The organism is Actinosynnema sp. CS-041913, assembly GCF_050942485.1.
GTDB lineage: Bacteria > Actinomycetota > Actinomycetes > Mycobacteriales > Pseudonocardiaceae > Actinosynnema.
The window spans coordinates 2,200,947-2,218,356 of record NZ_CP192037.1; the positions used below are offsets into that span (position 1 = coordinate 2,200,947).

At 66.4% G+C, this 17,410-nt stretch carries 7 protein-coding genes and 1 pseudogene; 5 read left to right on the top strand and 3 right to left on the bottom strand.

The window, feature by feature from the left end; genetic code table 11:
- The first annotated feature begins 489 nt into the window (after positions 1 to 489).
- The gene (locus ACQPZF_RS10875) at positions 490 to 1,443 is read left to right on the top strand and encodes an Imm1 family immunity protein (protein WP_433270814.1); all 954 of its coding nucleotides are present in this window, start codon (positions 490 to 492) and stop codon (positions 1,441 to 1,443) included.
- Between the two features lie 202 nt (positions 1,444 to 1,645).
- On the opposite strand, the pseudogene ACQPZF_RS10880 reads toward ACQPZF_RS10875, so the two are convergent.
- A pseudogene (locus tag ACQPZF_RS10880) lies at positions 1,646 to 1,834 on the bottom strand (ATP-dependent nuclease); the annotation flags it as partial.
- A 435-nt stretch (positions 1,835 to 2,269) separates the two neighbouring features.
- Here ACQPZF_RS10880 and ACQPZF_RS10885 point away from each other — a divergent pair.
- Positions 2,270 to 3,172 carry a tyrosine-type recombinase/integrase gene (locus ACQPZF_RS10885; RefSeq protein ID WP_433270816.1) on the top strand — a complete coding sequence of 301 codons (903 nt, stop codon included), beginning with the start codon at positions 2,270 to 2,272 and terminating at the stop codon, positions 3,170 to 3,172.
- Positions 3,173 to 3,714: 542 nt separating this feature from the next.
- Here the strand turns inward: ACQPZF_RS10885 and ACQPZF_RS10890 are convergent.
- Entirely contained in the window at positions 3,715 to 4,020 is a 306-nt protein-coding gene (locus ACQPZF_RS10890) for a hypothetical protein (protein WP_433270818.1), read from the bottom strand.
- 651 nt (positions 4,021 to 4,671) lie between these two features.
- Between ACQPZF_RS10890 and ACQPZF_RS10895 the strand changes: the two genes are divergently transcribed.
- On the top strand, positions 4,672 to 4,875 hold the full coding sequence (locus tag ACQPZF_RS10895; protein ID WP_433270820.1) for a hypothetical protein: 204 nt from the start codon (positions 4,672 to 4,674) through the stop codon (positions 4,873 to 4,875).
- 665 nt (positions 4,876 to 5,540) lie between these two features.
- On the opposite strand, the gene ACQPZF_RS10900 is transcribed toward ACQPZF_RS10895, so the two are convergent.
- The gene (locus tag ACQPZF_RS10900) at positions 5,541 to 6,737 is read right to left on the bottom strand and encodes an IS701 family transposase (RefSeq protein WP_433264275.1); all 1,197 of its coding nucleotides are present in this window, start codon (positions 6,735 to 6,737) and stop codon (positions 5,541 to 5,543) included.
- 456 nt (positions 6,738 to 7,193) lie between these two features.
- Between ACQPZF_RS10900 and ACQPZF_RS10905 the strand changes: the two genes are divergently transcribed.
- On the top strand, positions 7,194 to 10,583 hold the full coding sequence (locus ACQPZF_RS10905; protein WP_433270822.1) for a LamG-like jellyroll fold domain-containing protein: 3,390 nt from the start codon (positions 7,194 to 7,196) through the stop codon (positions 10,581 to 10,583).
- An 851-nt stretch (positions 10,584 to 11,434) separates the two neighbouring features.
- Entirely contained in the window at positions 11,435 to 17,410 is a 5,976-nt protein-coding gene (locus ACQPZF_RS10910) for an RHS repeat-associated core domain-containing protein (RefSeq protein ID WP_433270824.1), read from the top strand.

Here is a 17,410-nt window from a genome sequence, read left to right on the forward strand (position 1 = left end):
GAACGCGCCGTCCGCCTGGGCTACGCGAACCCTGTCCTGATCGACCGCGTGACGAACCAGAGGTGGCCGTGTTGCGCCGAGTACTGGACGGTTTGCCGTTCGCTGAGCTTGCCGAGGCGCTCGACCAGGCGGAATAGGCTAAAACGCATGTCGAACGAGTCTCCCGTGGCACAAGTCAGGACGAGTTGCTACAGGTTGTCGAGTGGTTCGAGAGGGCAACCGAAGGCATCGGAGACGTGCAGGCTCTGCTCACCGCGACCCAGCGGCACATCACCGCCGTCATCGACCGGCTCGAAGGACACACCGCGGGCCCCGACACCACGGCCCCCGTACGGAGTCTGGCCAACGAGACAACTTGCGTACCCAGGGCGCGGGGATCGGCGAGGCCCGCACCGCAGGGAGCGCGTCCTGGGCGGGCTGCCGCGGCGTGATGACCGCAATCAGAAGACGCACGGTGTCTGGATCGACGGGTAGGGCAGGGACACGACATTGGTCGTTGGCGGCCAGGACGAACTGAGCCGGGCGGTCACCGCCGAGCTGCGCCGACTGGGCATCGCACCTCCGCGTGGTTCCCTGATGGCGGCCAACCACGTCGAGATGAAGGTGGCGGTACTGGTCCGCGAGACCGACTACCGGGCGGTCACACTGGCGGTGAACAACGAGCCCTGCGCACGCGGTCCGTTCTCCCCGCGACCGGCTGCTGCCCTGAATACTGCGTCCCGGCCAGACCGTTACGGTGTACTGGCCGGGCGGCGTGAAGACCTACACGGGAGGAACCGGGTAGCCGTGGGACATCACCTCGAAGTGGCCTACCACAACGACCAGGCCGTCACCGAGCTGCACACCGCCGAGGACGTCGACCGGCTCCTGATCGAGTTGGGTTCCTGCGGCCCCGACCACACGGCCGCCACCGTCTACGCCGTCGACCCGGACAAGCATCTCGACTTCCCCGACCACGAACTCACCATTGGAATCGACCCTGCCCGCGGCGTGGCGGCCCTGCGCTACAGCGGCGTGGACGGCACCCTCTATAGCCAGGGCAACGATTCCAACCCCAACGGGGTGAACTACACCTACTTCGGCAACGGACACGACTTCCCCGCCGACGCGGAAGTACCACTCACCGCCGCCCGCGACGCCGTCGCGCAACTACTCGCCACCGGCGGCACACGCCCCGACGGCATGACCTGGCGCGACACCGGCGAGGTGATAGGGCCCTTCGCCATTCGTTCGCCGAGCGACGGGACCGCCGGCAGGCTGGCCTCAGTCCAGTGGGGCGGTCAAGGGCGAGAAGTTGGTCACCGTGACCGTCGAGTCCTCCAGGCGGTGGGGGTTGTCCAGCTCCCACGTCTTGAGCGCATCCTCGACCGCCCCCCTTGGTCGTGGCGGCCGGAAGCGCCAGCTCGGGCTGGTCGGCGCGTAGTTGTGCGTAGAGCTTTTTGAGATCGGTCGCGACGGTCGTCTCACGGAGCTCGGTGAAGCCGGGGAAGCGTCGGGCGTTGTCGCTCATCATCTCCGAGCTGTCGGCGTGCCGGATCTTCCAGATGATGCACCGGTCGGTGTCCACGGTGACGTGCTTGCCCAGCTCGTCGCGGTCGTGCTCGGTGAGTCCGTCGAACTCGGCCTCGACGGACAGTTCGCCCTCCGCTCCGTGGGTGAGGTCGTCCTCGGCGAGGTCGGACGCCTTGGCTCCGTTGAAGAACCAGTCCAGCGCGCGCAGGACGGTCGACTTGCCGACGCCGTTGGGGCCGATCAGGGTGGTCACGTCGTCGAAGCGCACCTCGACGTCTTCCAGGCAACGGAAGTTCCTGATCCGGGTTCTGGAGATCCTCACTGTGCGACGTTCCCACTCTCGTCGTATCGGGTGCCGTCGACCGACGATCAAGTGACGGCTTCGTGTGGATCACATCGCTGTGGGTTGATCTCTGCTACCGGGTCCGGCGGATGATCACTCGAACGAGTGGCGCGACGGGCGGTCGGCCGGTTGTGGGGCTGTGTCGTCGACGTGCGCCGTCTCGATGCGGATTCCGGCTGGTGGGCTTCCAGGTTTTCGTTCGGTCGGCCTTCGTGATCGGCGGGTGTGCGGTTGACACTCGACTTCGCCTCATCCGCGGAAGTGGTGGTGTCGATGGCATCGGGAACGTGGTCGGTTCGACCTGGTCCAGGCTCGCTGCCCGTGCCGGCGCGGTCGCTTCAGTCGTCGGGCCGTGCGCCGTGGGGTGGATTGGAGCGGTTGACCCGGGGGTTGCCGCGGTCCTGGGCGGGGTTCATGCGGGATTGGGATCGGTCGTTGCGGGCGGCGAATCGTCCGGTGACGACGCGGTACAACTATCTGCTGGCGGTGTCGCAGTTGGCCCGGTTCCTCGCGCAGGAGTCCTTGGGCGATGTGGAGTGTGTTGCGGCGGCGGGGGATCCGGTGGAGGTGCGGCGTGGGCATGTGGAGTCGTTCCAGGTGTGGATGATCGAGTCGCGGTCGGCGGCGACGGCGTTGAACAAGCACAAGGGTTTGCAGCAGTTCTTCAAGTGGTTGGTGTGGGACGAGGAGGAGATCGAGCGGTCGCCGATGGAGCGGGTGCGGCAGCCGAAGGTGGCCAAGCGGCTGGTGCCGGTGATCCGGGATGAGGACACCGGTCGGGTGTTGGCCACGTGCAAGGGCAAGGACTTCGTGCACCTGCGGGACGAGGCGATCATCCGGCTGTACTACAACACCGGAGCACGTCTGTCCGAAGTGGGCGATCTCCGCTTGGATGACGTCGATCTGGACCGGGACACGGTGGTGTACCGGGGCAAGGGTGGCAAGGAGCGGCGGGTGCGGTTCGGGCCTCGGACGGGTCGGGCGTTGGGTCGGTACCTGCGGGCACGGGACCGCCACGTCGCTGCGGATCTGCCGAATCTGTGGCTGGCGGAACGCGGCCGTCGGGCGCTGGCGCCGAACGGGATCAAGCTGATGCTCAAGCGGCGTGGTCGCGCCGCCGGTGTGTCGAAGGTGCACGCGCATCGGTGGCGGCACAACTTCGCGCACGAGTGGAAACGGGCCGGAGGCGACACCGGTGACCTGATGTTGTTGCTGGGGTGGGAGTCGGAGGACATGCCGCGCCACTACGGGGCGAGTGCCGCCGCCGAACGCGCCCAAGAGTCCCAGACACGGATGGGGATCGGGGAAAATGTCTGACGAACAGGGACTCGGCGCTGCGGATCGGCGGTTGAGAGCTCGTGCGGCTGCGCACGCGTCGTGGGCCAGGACAACGGACCGCCGGGCACGTACCGCCAAGGCGACCGAAGCATTGCTGCTGAAGTTCGAGCGTGAGGTGGACCCGACAGGGGAGTTTCCGCCGGAGGTGCGTCGGGAGATGGCGGTGCACGCCAGGACGGCGCACATGTTGACGCTGTCGCGTCGCTCGGCGGCGGCCAGGCGGCGAGCACCCCGACGCTACGACAGTTCGTGACACGGACCGCTGGGGTCATCTCCTTCCTCGTCCATGGCGTGACGGTGCTCAGGCCATCGCGCCCCGCAGGCGGGTGGAACGCAGTGGTTCCGGAACTTCGGTAGCTGCGATCGGCGATAGTGCCTTGTGCCTGCATGGCACTGTGTTGCGCAGCGAAGGCACAGTCGCTGGAGCACGTTCTCAAGCGGTTGCCGGCGACAGGTGAATTGTCGAGATCCATACTGTAAGGCCGGATGAGGCGCAGGGTTGAAGATGACGTATGGCCTGTTCAGGCGGCTGTGAGTAGGCGTTCTTCGGGCACGCCGAACATGTCGATCATTACCTTTTTATGGGCATCGTCGCCCGCGCGTCCGCCAGCGGTCTTGGGTCTTCCCCGACTGCGTTCCTGTCGCTCCGGCAGGGCCATCCAGCCCGCTGCGCCCCCGGCGACCAGCGTGTGCAGGATCGTCATGGCCAGCTGCAATGGGGTAGGACGACCGTCGAACCCAGCGATGATCTGAGAGGAACCGGCGATCGCGAACAGCGCTATGACCGTGGCGGGGTGCGGACGGCGGCCTCTCACGTGCGCGATCATGTCACGCTCGCGACTCTCCTGCCACCGAAGTCACGTTCCGTTCGGTCTCGGATTCAGTCGGGGACGGTGTGGTTCAGCACCATGCCGGACTACGTCAGTGAGCGGCTGTCGGGCGCGGCTTCAGCGGGATCGGCGCGCCTTCGCGCGGCTGGGCGGACGCGGTGCTGTTCTTCTGCGGCCTGCGATGGTGACCTGCCAGTCCATGCCGGAGAGTGCGGCATCGCCAACTCGAAGGGCGAGCCATGTGCGGGATGTCGCGCTCAAGCAGCAGTCGTACCGTGTCGCGTAGGGCCGAGACTGTTGTCTGTGGTTCATGAACTGCGCAGACGACTTTCGAGCGGCACAAGGTCCGGATCCGACAACCCATGATCGGGTTCATTCGCGGGGATGTGGGAAACCGGCGAGAAGGTCCCGGATGCCCGCGTCGGCGGGGGTGCCGTTGAACAGGGTCGGTGGGCTCGGTTCTCTGATGAAACATGTATCCGCATCAGTGCGGTTTACAGGCTGCAGTCGTTGGAGTGCACATCGTAATTATCTAAGTACTCTCCGGTGTAGTTGCTCGAAGATCTATGCAAACTGGTAGCCACCTGATAGGAACCGCCTGGGGCCCAAAGGTTCTGCCTCACTTGATCTTAAGTGAGGAGTGTCTGCATGTGGCCTTGGCTCATCGGCCTGTACGCCCTGTTCTCCGCCGCGCTGGCATGGCGCGCGACCGGCGTGGCGATCCACAGCACCGATCCACAGCAACGCAAGGACGCCTGGAAAGTGCTTGCCTTGGTCTGGGGCGGCGGCACCGCGGGGTCGGGCATCGCGGTAGCTGCGGTGCGCCTGTACGAGCTTGGTGTCCTGCCGTGATTCGGCAGTTGAGCCACCATGGCGAGCAACACCCTGCGGGCGTAGCTGGTGGTCCGAGTTCCGCGACCTCGCACCTCGTGGCCAGGCATCGATGACGCCGTAGTGAACATCTGAGTCATCCGCACATGGCGGGTCGTTATCAGGCTGGATCTCGGGCTCCGTGTGGTCGGCGGTGGTTGTAGTGGGCCACGTATGGTCGAGTACTGACCGCAGGTGGCATTCGTTGGTGACGAGCAGTCTCTCGGTGACCTCACGTCATGTCTGGCGATGCCGACCAACCGTTCGGCGTAGCAGTCGGCTTGCGGACACCGTGGTGGGGTCTTCACGACCTCGGTACCGGCGTCGGCGGGGACGGCGTCGAACGACGGGCAACTGGCTGGCCCGGTCGCGGATGGGGAACCGGAAGTGATCGGCACGGTCGCCCAGGTCCATGAGTAGGTTGCGGGGCTTGTTGTGTGTCCAGGGTCCGTCGGGGTTGGTGGTGGCGTCGAGGATGTGGACGTAGCGGGTGGCGACCTCGGTCACGAAGAACACCTAGTACTCCAGCCGCACTTCGTTGTATATGGCGTGTCTTCGCTGGTAGTGGGCTTGTTTGGCGCGGTGTTGGTGGCGTCTGCGCCAGTGGGACCAGTTCCAGGTGTGGGCGCGGTCGGGGATGGTGGTGATCAGGTGTGCCAGGAGACGCCTGACCTCGCCGAGGGTGACCGGGATGAGGCCGCCGCCAGGGCTTTTGGGGCGATGGCGGCGGTGACGGCGAGGTAGGTGTGGGCGAGCATCGCGAGGGTGATGTGGCGGTACCAGGCGTCGTAGCGGCGGACCTGGTACTGGTCCAGGCCGACCTCGGTCTTGGCGGTCTGGAAACAGTCCTCGACAGCCCAGCGGGCTCCGGCCACCCGGATCAGGTCGTCGTCGGTGGTTCCTGTTGGGGCGCAACACAAGTAATAGGCCAGTTCGTGCTCGCCGCGACGGTTGGCCGTGAGTGAGCGGCGGATCAGCAGCCACCGTCGCCACCCGGCAGGTGTGGTGTCGTCGTAGACGGGTAACGAGGCCACCGCCCAGTCGAACAGGCGGGGCCCTTTGGCGCCCTGGCCGCAACTGCGGCGCTTCCACGCTGCTTGCGGGGCGTCGGCGGTCAGGTGGTCGGCGCGGGTGGCGCCCGCAGTGGCGGGAATGGTCTGGCTGCTCGGCACGGCCACCACATAGGCGATGCGCCGATCTTCAAGCCAAGTCCGGAATTTCGAGTCGCCGCCGTAGGCTTCATCCGCAGTCACCCAACGGGCCGGCACGCCGGCGTCCAACGCCCGGGCCAGCATCGCGCGGGCGAGCACGGGCTTGGTCGCGAACTCCACGGTGTCGGGCACCGCCGCCTCCCGACACCGTTCCCGGTCGGCGACCCAGGACTTGGGCAGGTACAGCTCCCGGTCGATCAGCGTGCGACCTTTGCTTGTGGCGTAAGCAAGAAACACGCCCAGTTGGCAGTTCTCGATCCGACCGGCGGTGCCGGAGTACTGCCGCTGCACCCCGGCCGACTTGTCGCCCTTCTTCAGGAAACCGGTCTCGTCCACCACCAGCACGCCATCGCCGTCGGCCAGGTGCTCCACGGCATAGTCACGGGCGTCGTCGCGGACCCCGTCGACGTCCCATGACGCGGCGTTGAGCAACCGCTGCATCCCGTCCGGCGTCGCCTCACCAGCCACTTCGGCCAATGTCCAGCCGTTCTTGCCCGCGATCGGAGCCAACAGACCCCGAACATACGCCCGAGCCCGACGCCGCGGCTCCGCCCGCAGAAACCGTCCCGCCACCCGCCCGAACAACTCGTCCAAGCCGCTCACCCACGCCTGAACGTCCTCATCAACCAACACAAGATCGACAAGCTACCAGAACATGATCACGAAGTGCGGCTGGAGTACTAGACGCGCTTGAGGGTGTCCGCGCAGTCGATGTGGAAGAAGCCGCAGGGCAGCACGCTGGTGGCCTGGGCGCGTAGGAATCGCCTCCATGTGTTCTTCGGCTGCCGTCGAGAGCTTGGAGCCTGCGCCTCTCAGTGGTGGTCTACCGGTGGTCCTGCGTGGCCGTGCGGAGGGCACGCGGCGTTACATGAGACCCGTCACCGTTGGCGTGGGGTTCGTGTGAGTTTGGGGCTTGTGCTGGTGTCGATCGGCGGGTGATGATCCTGTCCGGGTCGGGGCCCACAGTTCAGAGCCGCGTGGCTGGCGCGGTGCCGGGGGGATTCGTTCATGCGTTCGCGCTTCCGTGCGCGGGGTTGTGCCCTGCGCGTATTCGTTGCTGGGTTGGTTTTCGCGGTCGTCGGTGGTGGGGTGGCCGCTGTGTCCGTGCCGGTGGCTGTGGCGGCTGCGGTGGTGCCGGATTCGGCTCCGGATGAGGCGACTGCTGTCCGGTATGCGGCGCAGGGTGACAAGTCGGTGGTGGTGGATTCGGCGACCACGGAGACCGAGGAAGTGCGGGCGAATCCCGATGGCTCGATGACGTTTGTCGAGCATGTGCGGCCGGTGCGGGTGCGGCGTGGTGCTGGTTGGGTTCCGGTCGATCTGACGTTGGAGCGCAAGACGGACGGTTCGTTCGGACCGCGGGCGTCGACGGTGGACGTGGTGTTCTCGGGTGGTGGCACGGGGTCGGCGGGCGAGGCGTTGGCGAAGGTCGTGAAGGGTGAGCACGCGGTCGGGCTGGGGTGGGTCGGTGATCTGCCTGAGCCGGTGGTCGACGGTGCGTCGTTGACGTATCCGAACGTGTTGCCGGACGTGGACCTGAAGGTCGAGGCGCACCACAAGGGTTTCAGCGAGCTGTTGGTGGTGAAGACGGCGCAGGCGGCGCGGAACCCTGCTCTGGATCGGATCACGTTCCCTACGCACGCGGAGAATGTGCGGGTGGTGGACGGGCCCGGGTCGGGTGGTGATCTGGTGGCGGAGGATCCGGGCGGGGCGCCGGTGTTCGTGGGTGACGCGTCGCGGATGTGGGACTCCACCGGTGGTGGTGTGGACGGCGACCTGGACGAAGGTGACCGTCAGGCCGCGATGACGGTGGAGGTGACGTCGGAGGCGGTGGCGATCGTGCCGGACCAGGCGTTCCTGGACAGTCCGGCAACGACCTATCCGGTGTCGCTGGATCCGGAGTACTTCTGCGGCAACTGCGGGAAGACGCATCACGTGGTGGTGCAGGACCTGTGGCCGGAGGCGCGCAATCTCGACGCCACGTCGGCGCCGTTGGACGATCTGAAGGCGGGACGGGTCAACGCGGCGGAGATGAACGCGGACCGGGACGGGGTGTCGCGGTCGTACCTGCAGATGCACACCGGGCCGATCGTGGGCAGGTACATCCACAGCGCGAAGTTGTCCACCACGGTGGTGCACACGTACTCGTGCGCTCCGTCGGCGACGGAGTTGTGGCTCGTCGACTGGATCGACGGGAACACGAGGTGGAACTACCAGCCGCGTTGGCAGTACGTGTTGTCGGAGAACAACCGGGCGAACAACGCACGGAACTGTCCGTCCAACGGCGACGCGGGGTTCGATGCGACGAAGGCGGTGCGGGAAGCCGCGTCGGGTGGGTGGACGTGGACGAACTTCATGCTCAAGGCCAAGGACGAGAACCATCTGGACGGGTCGTGGCGGAAGTTCGACCTGGGCCCGTACCTGGAGGTCCGGTACAACAGCTACCCGAACCCGCCGGTGGACATGGGGATCGAGGGCTGGGGGCCGAACGCGTCGGACGCGTTGGAGTGTCATCTGGGCGCGAGGCGGGCTGTCGTGGGGACTCGGACGCCGCGGCTTCGTGCGCGGCTGTCGGATCCTGACGGCAACGTGATGGACGCGGCCTTCCGGGTGTTCAAGGGCCCGCACGACGGCTACACGTGGAGCGGACAGGAGATCCACGTGGGCGACGTGTGGTCGGGCACGTTCGCCGAGGCCAAGGTGCCGAGTGAGTGGATCGCCAACGACGGTGTGCACACGTGGCATCTGTGGAGCGGCGACCACCAGTTGAGCAGTTGGGCGCCCCTCTGTGAGTTCGAGGTGGACACGGTCAAGCCGAACACGCCGGCGGTGTCGTCCACGGACTACCCCGCGACCGGGGTTCACGGGACGGTGGGGCGGACGGGCACGTTCACGTTCCGTACCAACGGGAACACGGGCATGAACGGTGCGATGGACGTACGTCGGTATCGGTGGTCGTTGAACAACGACACGGCGACCACGTACACGGTTGATGTCCCCGCAGGCGGTGACGGCACGGTGACTGTGCCGATCACGCCGATGAAGGCCGGTACGAACGTCCTGTACGTCTCGGCGTTCGACCGTGCCGGGAACCGTTCGGCGACCAATGCCGTGTACACGTTCCGCGTCGCGGAGCCCGCGGTGCCGCTGGCGTCGTGGCGGTTCGACGAGTCTTCCGGCACCGTGGCCGAGGACAACTCCGGTGGCGGTCGTCCGTTGACGTTGACCGGCGGGGCGTCGTTCGCATCGGGCTATGAGGGCAATGCCTTGTCGCTCGACGGGACCAGCGGGTACGCCGCGTCGGCGTCGCGAGTGCTGGACACGTCGCGGGCGTTCTCGGTGTCGGCGTGGGTGAAGCTGGATCGTCTGGGTGGCCACAACCACACGGTGGTGAGCCAGGACGGCAACCGGCTGAGCGCGCCCTATCTGTTCTATGCCAACGACATCGATCGCTGGGCGATGACGTTGCCGGATGCCGATGTCGACTGGCCGACCTTCGCCAGGATCACGTCGGCCGCACCGCCTGCTCTCGGAGTGTGGACTCATCTGGTCGGCACCTACGAGCCCACCACCCGGACGATGTCGCTTTATGTGGACGGGAAACTCGAAGGGACGGCTACCGGAAACTCGTGGGGTTCGAGCGGGAGCCTGGTCGTCGGTGCGGCCAAGTGGCAGGGCAACCGTGGAGACCACCTCCCTGGCGCGGTCGACCGCGTGAGCGTGTGGGACCGGGTGATCAGCGTCGAGGAGGTGGCGGCGGTGGCGAACTCGACGGTGCCGCGTGCCCGGCTGGCGTTGGACGAGCAGACCGGAACCACCACCTTGGAAGAGGTTTCGGGGCAGCAGGCGACGTTGTCGGACGGTGTGACGTGGGCCGGGACGCCGGTTGATCCGGACGATCCGAACCAGGTGCCGACGAGTGAGGACAAGTGGTTGAACTTCGGTGCTTCCGGTTCTCGTGAGGTCACCGCGTCTCGTCCTGCCCTGCTGCGTACTGATCGGTCGTTCTCGGTGTCGGCGTGGGTGCGGTTGGAGACTGTGGATACCCCGTCGGGTGCCGTGATCAGCTTGGGCGACACGTCGTACACGCCGTTCCAGTTGCAGTACCGGCCGGAGAACAAGCAGTGGGCGTTCCTGCTCAACCGTCACGCGGACCGCAGTTCGTGGCAGGTCGCCTTGTCGGACGGCCAAGTGCAGGCTGGCCAGTGGGTGCACTTGGTGGGCACCTACGACTTCGCTGCCGGGCGGATGTCGTTGTACGTCGACGGGGTTCGGCAGACCGTCAACTTCCTGGGCACCTCCGGTGGCAACGGTGTGTCGAGTTGGAACGGCTCCGGGCCGCTCTGGTTGGGGCGTGGCGTCTGGGGCGGCACCAAGTCCGATCCGTGGCGCGGTGACGTCGATGACACCCGGGTCTATTCGGGTGTGCTGACGCCAGAACAGATCGACAACATTCACTACTCCACAACCCACCGCTGATCCAGCGACCGGATTCGGATATGACACGAGAGGCTCTTGTGGTGAGTCGCGCTGTGCGGAAACTGGTGCGGAAGACCGTCGCGGTCGGGGTCGTGGCGGTGTTGACGACGTCGATGACGCAGGCCGTCGCTCATGCGGTGGACGAGTCGGAGTGGTCGTTGCGGGGGGTGCAGCGGGAGAAGTCGGTTGACACTTCTTCGGTGCCGGTGAGCAGGTTGCCGGGTGATCCGTCGCCGGCTGTGGTGACCGCCCCGGTGAAATCGGATCGACCGGTCGCTGCCCGCGGTGAGGTGGATTTCGGTGGGAAGGGTGGGACGGCGGCGCAGGCTGCGGCGCGTGCCGCCGGGAGGCCGATTCGTGCTGCCGGTACGCCGGTTGGTGTGGGTCTTGCCGCCGAGGGGCAGGCCGCGGCTCGGCGATCAGGTACCGGCAAGGTGCGTGTCGAGGTTCATGACGAGAACGTTTCGCCCGGTGCGGTGGTGTTCAGCCTCACGGATGCGGGTGGGGTGAAGGACAAGCCGCTTGAGGTGACGTTCGACTATGGGTCGTTCGCGGCGGGTCTGGGCGCCGACTATGGGTCGCGGTTGACGCTGGTGTCGTTGCCGGCGTGCGCGGTGACTACACCGGAGAAATCCGAGTGCCGTGTGTCGACTCCGGTTGAGGGGGCGAAGAACCACACCGAGGCGCGCAAGCTGTCTGCTCCGACGACGTTGCGGTCCGGGGAGCCTGCGGTGTTCGCGGCGGCGGCGTCGACCGGAAGTGACGTGGGTTCGTATGCGGCGACGTCGTTGGCACCGGCCGGTTCGTGGTCGGCGGGTGGGTCGTCGGGTGATTTCACCTATGGCTATCCGATGAGGGTTCCGCCGGCGATCGGTGGTGCGGCCCCGTCGGTGTCGTTGGGGTATTCGGCGCAGAGCCTGGATGGTCGGACCTCGGCGACGAACAACCAGGCGTCGTGGGCGGGTGATGGTTGGGACATCTCGCCGGGTGGGTTCATCGAGCGGCAGTACAAACCGTGCGGCCTGGATCTGGGCGGCAACAACGGTCATACCAAGACCGGTGACCAGTGCTGGGCGACGGACAACGCGACGATCAGCCTGGCGGGTGTGTCCGGCAAGCTGGTCAACATCCCGGGTACGAACACCTATCGGGCGCAGAACGACGACGGTGCCCGGGTGGAGCGGCTGACCGGCGCCACGAACGGTGACGACGACGGCGAGCACTGGAAGGTCACCACGACCGACGGCACGCAGTACTTCCTGGGGTTGAACCGTCTGCCGGGCTGGACGTCGGACAAGCCGGAGACGCAGTCGGCGTGGACGGTTCCGGTGTACGGCAACAACTCCGGCGAGCCGTGCAACGCCGCCACGTTCGACGCGTCGTGGTGTCAGCAGGCGTACCGGTGGATGGTGGACTACTCGGTCGACACGCGTGGCCACGTGACGACGTACTACTACAACCGGGAGTTCAACCTCTACGGCCGCAACGCCGACCCCGCCAGGGGCACGTCCTACGTGCGCGGCGGCTGGCTGGACCGGGTCGAGTACGGGCTGCGGGAGAACGCGGTGTTCGCCCATCCGGGCGCCAAGGTCGTCTTCGAGACCGCCGAGCGGTGTGTGCCGGGTGGCGCGGTGACGTGTGACCCGTCGCAGTTGAACGCGTCGACGGCGGGGTCGTGGCCGGATGTGCCGTTCGACCAGATCTGCAACACGGGGGAGCAGTGCACACACCGCTTGACGCCCTCGCACTTCACGCGCAAGAAGCTGACGAAGGTCTCGACGTTCGTGGCGAACGGGGCTTCGTCGTTCCAGGCGGTGGACTCGTGGTCGTTGGCGCACGAGTTCCTGGCGACGGGTGACGGTCTCGCGCCGTCGTTGAACCTCAAGTCGATCATCCACACCGGACTGGTGGGCGGGTCGATCGCGTTGCCCGCTACGGTGTTCGACTACACGGCGAAGGCGAACCGGGTCGACACGAGCATCGACTACCGTGCGTTGACCCGCCATCGGTTGACGAAAATCACGAACGAAGCCGGTGGCCAAACCGGGATCACTTACAGCGAGCCGGATTGCCTTCCAGGGTCGCGGATGCCTGCGGCTCCGGAGTCGAACGTGTTCCGGTGCTTCCCGACCTGGTGGACTCCCGAGGGGGCGCTGGAGCCGCGGTTCGAGTGGTTCCAGAAGTATGTGGTGTTGACGGTGGTCGACACCGACGTGACGGGCGCGTCGACCCGGATCCCGACCACCTACGAGTACCTGGGCGATCCGGCGTGGCACTTCGACCAGGCGGACTTCGCCGACCCGGAACGCCGGACCTGGTCGGAGTGGCGTGGCTACGGCACGGTGCGCACGAAGAAGGGCGACCCGGTGGCGGGTCCGCAGACGGTGACCGAAACCGTCTACGGCCGGGGTATGGACGGCGACAAGCTGCCGTCCGGGACGCGTGAAGCGTGGATCCACACCAGCGAGGGCGAACCGGTCCGGGACATCGACCGGCTGCGCGGGTTCGTGCGGGAGACACGGCAGTACAACAACGGCGCCCTGGTGTCGGCGTCGGTGAACGACCCCTACCTGCCCGACCAGCCCACGGCGGCGGACTCGTTGGGGAACAAGGCTTTCGTGACCGGCAACGCGTCGGTGCGCGGTCGGACGCTGCTGGAGAACGGCACCTGGCGGCGGACGAAGGTGGACAAGCAGTTCAACGCCGAGGGCATCGCCACCCAGGTGGAGGACCACGGCGACCTGGTGGTGACCGGTGACGAGTCGTGCACCCGGTCGACGTTCGCGCGCAACGAAACCGCGTGGATCATCTCGACGGCGTCGCAGGTGGAGACCGTGGTCGGCACCTGTGCGGTGGAGGCGTCGGCGTCGACGATCCAGTCGCTGGCACGGTCGTACTACGACGGTCAGGACCACGGTGTGGCTCCGACGAAGGGGTTGATCACCAAGGCCGAGGTGCTGGACAAGTGGGACGCGTCCGGCCAGACCTGGGTGACGGCGTCGACGTCCACCTACGACGACCACGGCCGCCCGACCGAGGTGGTCGACGCGCGCGGTGAGAAGACGACCACTGCATACATTCCGTCCGCCGGTCCGGTCACGCAGATCACCAGCACCAACCCGCTGGGCCACGTGTCGAAGGAGTTCCTGAACCCGGCGTGGGGTACATCGGTCGCGTCGGTGGATGCGAACAACCGGCGTGCGGACCTGTCCCACGATGCGCTGGGCCGGCTGGTCGCGGCATGGCTTCCCGGGCACGACAAGGCGTCGGTGTCGGCGGACGCGGTGTTCGAGTACCACTACAACACCGACAAGCCGGTCGTGGTGGTGTCCAAGCAGCGTCAGGACAACGGCACCTACCTGGCGGGCTACACCCTGTACGACGGGTTGTTCCGGCCGCGCCAGACCCAGGTCCCCGCGCCGGGTCCGGACGGCGGACGGCAGGTCTCGGACACGTTCTACGACTCACGTGGTCTGCCGTACAAGACCAACGGCGTGTACTGGAACAACAGCGCCGCCAGTGGCGAGTTGGCGGGATCGCTGGACTGGCAGGTGCCGGGCCAGACGATCACCGAGTACGACGGGATGGAACGCCCGACCGCCGCGATCTTCAAGAAGCTCGGTGACGAGCAGTGGCGCACCACCACCGTCTACGGCGGCGACCGGGTGCACACCACGCCGCCTGCCGGTGGCACGGCGACCACGATCGTCAGCGACGCCCAGGGCCGCACGTTGGAGAAGCGCCAGTACACCGACGGTTTGGGCAGCGCGTACGACACCACGAGTTACGCCTACAACCACGCGGGACTGCTCACCTCGGTGACCGATCCGGCCGGGAACGTGTGGCGCTACACCTACGACCAGCGTGGTCGTGTGGTGGCCACCGACGACCCGGACGCCGGGCACACCACCACCGCCTACAACGTCGCCGGCCAGGTCATGTCCACAACGGACTCACAGGGCCGTACGGTCGCCAACGCCTACGACAGGCTCGGGCGCCTGGTCGGCAAGCACAAGGACTCTCTGACCGGCACCAAGCTTGCCGAATGGGAGTACGACACCGCCGCCGGCGGCGGGCTGGGGTTGCTCAGGGCATCGCGTCGATTCGACAACGGCGCCACGTATCTGCGCTACGTCACCGGCTATGACCCGGCCGGGCGTCCGACGGGGGAGAAAGTGATCATCCCGTCGGCGAAGGAAGGCGTGCTCGGCACGACCTACGAACTGAATCAGGACTACACCCACTCCGGCAAGCCGAAGTCGACGACCTACCGCCAGGTCAACTCCGCAGGCAAACCGATCGTCGCGTCGGAAACCGTGGGGTCGCACTACAACGCGACCAACGGCCTGCCCGAATCCACGACCGGCGGACTGGGCACCTACGTCTCGCAGACGTCGTACTCCAGCTTCGGCGAGGTCCTGCAGATCCAGAACGGCAGGGCCGACTACGGCGTGGAGAAGAACGTCGCGGTCACCAACATGTACGAGATCGGTACCCGCCGTCTCGAACGCACCATCGTCGACCGGGAGAGCGGAACGGACGTCGAGCTGTCCGACCGCACCTACACCTACGACGCCGCCGGGAACATCCTCAAGGTCGCCGACACCCCGGAGGCACGCCCGGCGGACATCCAGTGCTTCGCCTACGACCACCTGCGCCGGATGAACGAAGCCTGGACCCCGGCCTCCGGCGACTGCGCCACCGCCAAGTCCGCCACCGCCTTGGGCGGAGCCGCCCCGTACTGGCACTCCTGGACCTTCGACAAGACCGGCAACCGCCTGACCGAAACCCAACACGCCACGGCCGGCGACACCGTCCGCACCACCACCTACCCGTCCGCCGGCACGGCCCAACCGCACACCGCGCAGTCGGTCACCACCACGGGGCCGAACGGCACGGCGCTGGACACGTTCGCCTACGACCCGACCGGCCGCACCACCTCGCGCAAGATCGGTGGCGACGAGCAGAAACTGGAGTACGACGCCGAAGGCCGGGTCTCGAAGATCACCAACCCGGACGGCAAGGAGTCGAAGTACCTCTACGATGCCGACGGCAACCGACTGATCAGTCGTGAGCCGTCCGCGACGACGGTGCACGTGTTCGGCCAGGAGATCCGGCTGGAGACCGGTACCAGCACCCCGTCGTGGACACGGTGGTACTCCCACGGCGGCCAGATGGTGGCCGTGCGCAACAGCATCACCGGGTTGAAGTGGCTGGCCGGTGACCACCAGGGCACCAGTCAACACTCGATCACCCAGCACACCATGGAGGCGGTCCAGCGTCGTCAGACTCCGTACGGCGCGTCGCGCGGCACCGCGCCGGCGTGGCCGGACAAGCTGGGATTCGTCGGCGGACGCAACGACGAATCAGGACTGACCCAGGTCGGGGCACGGTTGTACGACCAGTCCTCGGGCCGGTTCCTGTCCGCCGACCCGATCATCGACAACAACGACCCGCAACAGCTCAACGGCTACGCCTACGCCAACAACAGCCCGGTCACCTACAGCGATCCCACCGGCCTGCTCCGCGACAACTGCGGACCCGACGGCGTCCTCTGCGGTCGCAATCCGGCTTTGCACGCACCGGAAGGCAGCGAGCACGACCGGTACGGCCAGGAACGCGGCTACTACGAGTGGCGAGCACGTAACTGGCAGCAGATCCAGATCGATGCGCAGAAGGAACTCGAAGCGGGGTTGTCGAACGCGGGCATCAGCTGGGACGACTACCAGAAGGCACTCGCCGACGCCCACAAGACCAAGTGGGATGTGATCAAGGAAGTCGCCTGGGAGGTCATCAAGGACATCTCAGGCTGGAACGACATCGTCGACTGCTTCACCAAGGGCGATATCTGGGGCTGCTTCGGAGTCGTGACCAGCCTCGTCCCGGTGGGCAAGGTCGGCAAGATCATCGAAGCGGGCATCAACGCCGTCAAGGCCGTCAGCCGCCTCGCCGGCATCGTGGACAAGGCGAAGGGTGTGCTCCGCCGGGTCCAGTCGATCGCCGACGACGTCCAACGGGTCGCCACCGAGAAGTTCCAGAAACTGACTTCGACGAATGGCTGCAACAGTTTCGTCGGGGGGACGCTGGTGCTGATGGCTGACGGCTCGACCAAACCCATCTCCGAAGTCGAGATCGGCGACAAGGTCAAAGCCACTGACCCCGCCACGAAGGAGACCACCGACCGCGAGGTCGTCGCCACCATTGTCCACGACGACGAAGGCGACATGACCAAGCTGACTGTCGGGGCCGAGGACGGCACCACCGGCACGGTCGACGCCACGTCCTGGCACCCCGTCTGGGTCGACGCAGAGGGTCGCTTCATCGACATCGGCGACCTCAAACCCGGTCAGCGTCTCACCTCCGCCGATGGCACCTCGCCCATCGTGACGGCGAACGCGCGCTACACCCACTACGAACCCGTGTACGACCTCACCGTGGCGGGCGTCCACACGTACTATGTGCTGGCGAGGGCTACGTCGATCCTGATTCACAACTGCGGCGGCTATTTCCCAGGGCACGCTGACTCGTGTACGTGCGAGGGCATCGGTGACATCACGTACGATGACGCTGCCGGGGTCGTCGGCGAGGCCGATGATTTCACGCGTCACGCTATGCAGCGTCTGGAGCAACGTGGGGTTTCGGCCGAGGATGCTCGGGCCGTTCTCGGAAGGGAGTCTTTCTCCTACCGGCACGAAGACCAATGGAAGCTGGGCCACTACGATCCCAGTTCCAAGGTGTTTGTCGCCAAGACGATCGATGGCAACATCAACACCGTGATGACCAATGTGGACAAGTCCTACATCGACCGCCTCCAGAGAGGGCGCTGA

What these genes read in the sequence shown, in the direction of transcription:
- ACQPZF_RS10885 (WP_433270816.1), top strand. Translation starts at nt 2,270, where the DNA reads ATGCGGGATTGGGATCGGTCGTTGCGGGCGGCGAATCGTCCGGTGACG.
- ACQPZF_RS10890 (WP_433270818.1), bottom strand. Translation starts at nt 4,020, where the DNA reads ATGATCGCGCACGTGAGAGGCCGCCGTCCGCACCCCGCCACGGTCATA.
- ACQPZF_RS10895 (WP_433270820.1), top strand. Translation starts at nt 4,672, where the DNA reads ATGTGGCCTTGGCTCATCGGCCTGTACGCCCTGTTCTCCGCCGCGCTG.
- ACQPZF_RS10910 (WP_433270824.1), top strand. Translation starts at nt 11,435, where the DNA reads ATGAGGGTTCCGCCGGCGATCGGTGGTGCGGCCCCGTCGGTGTCGTTG.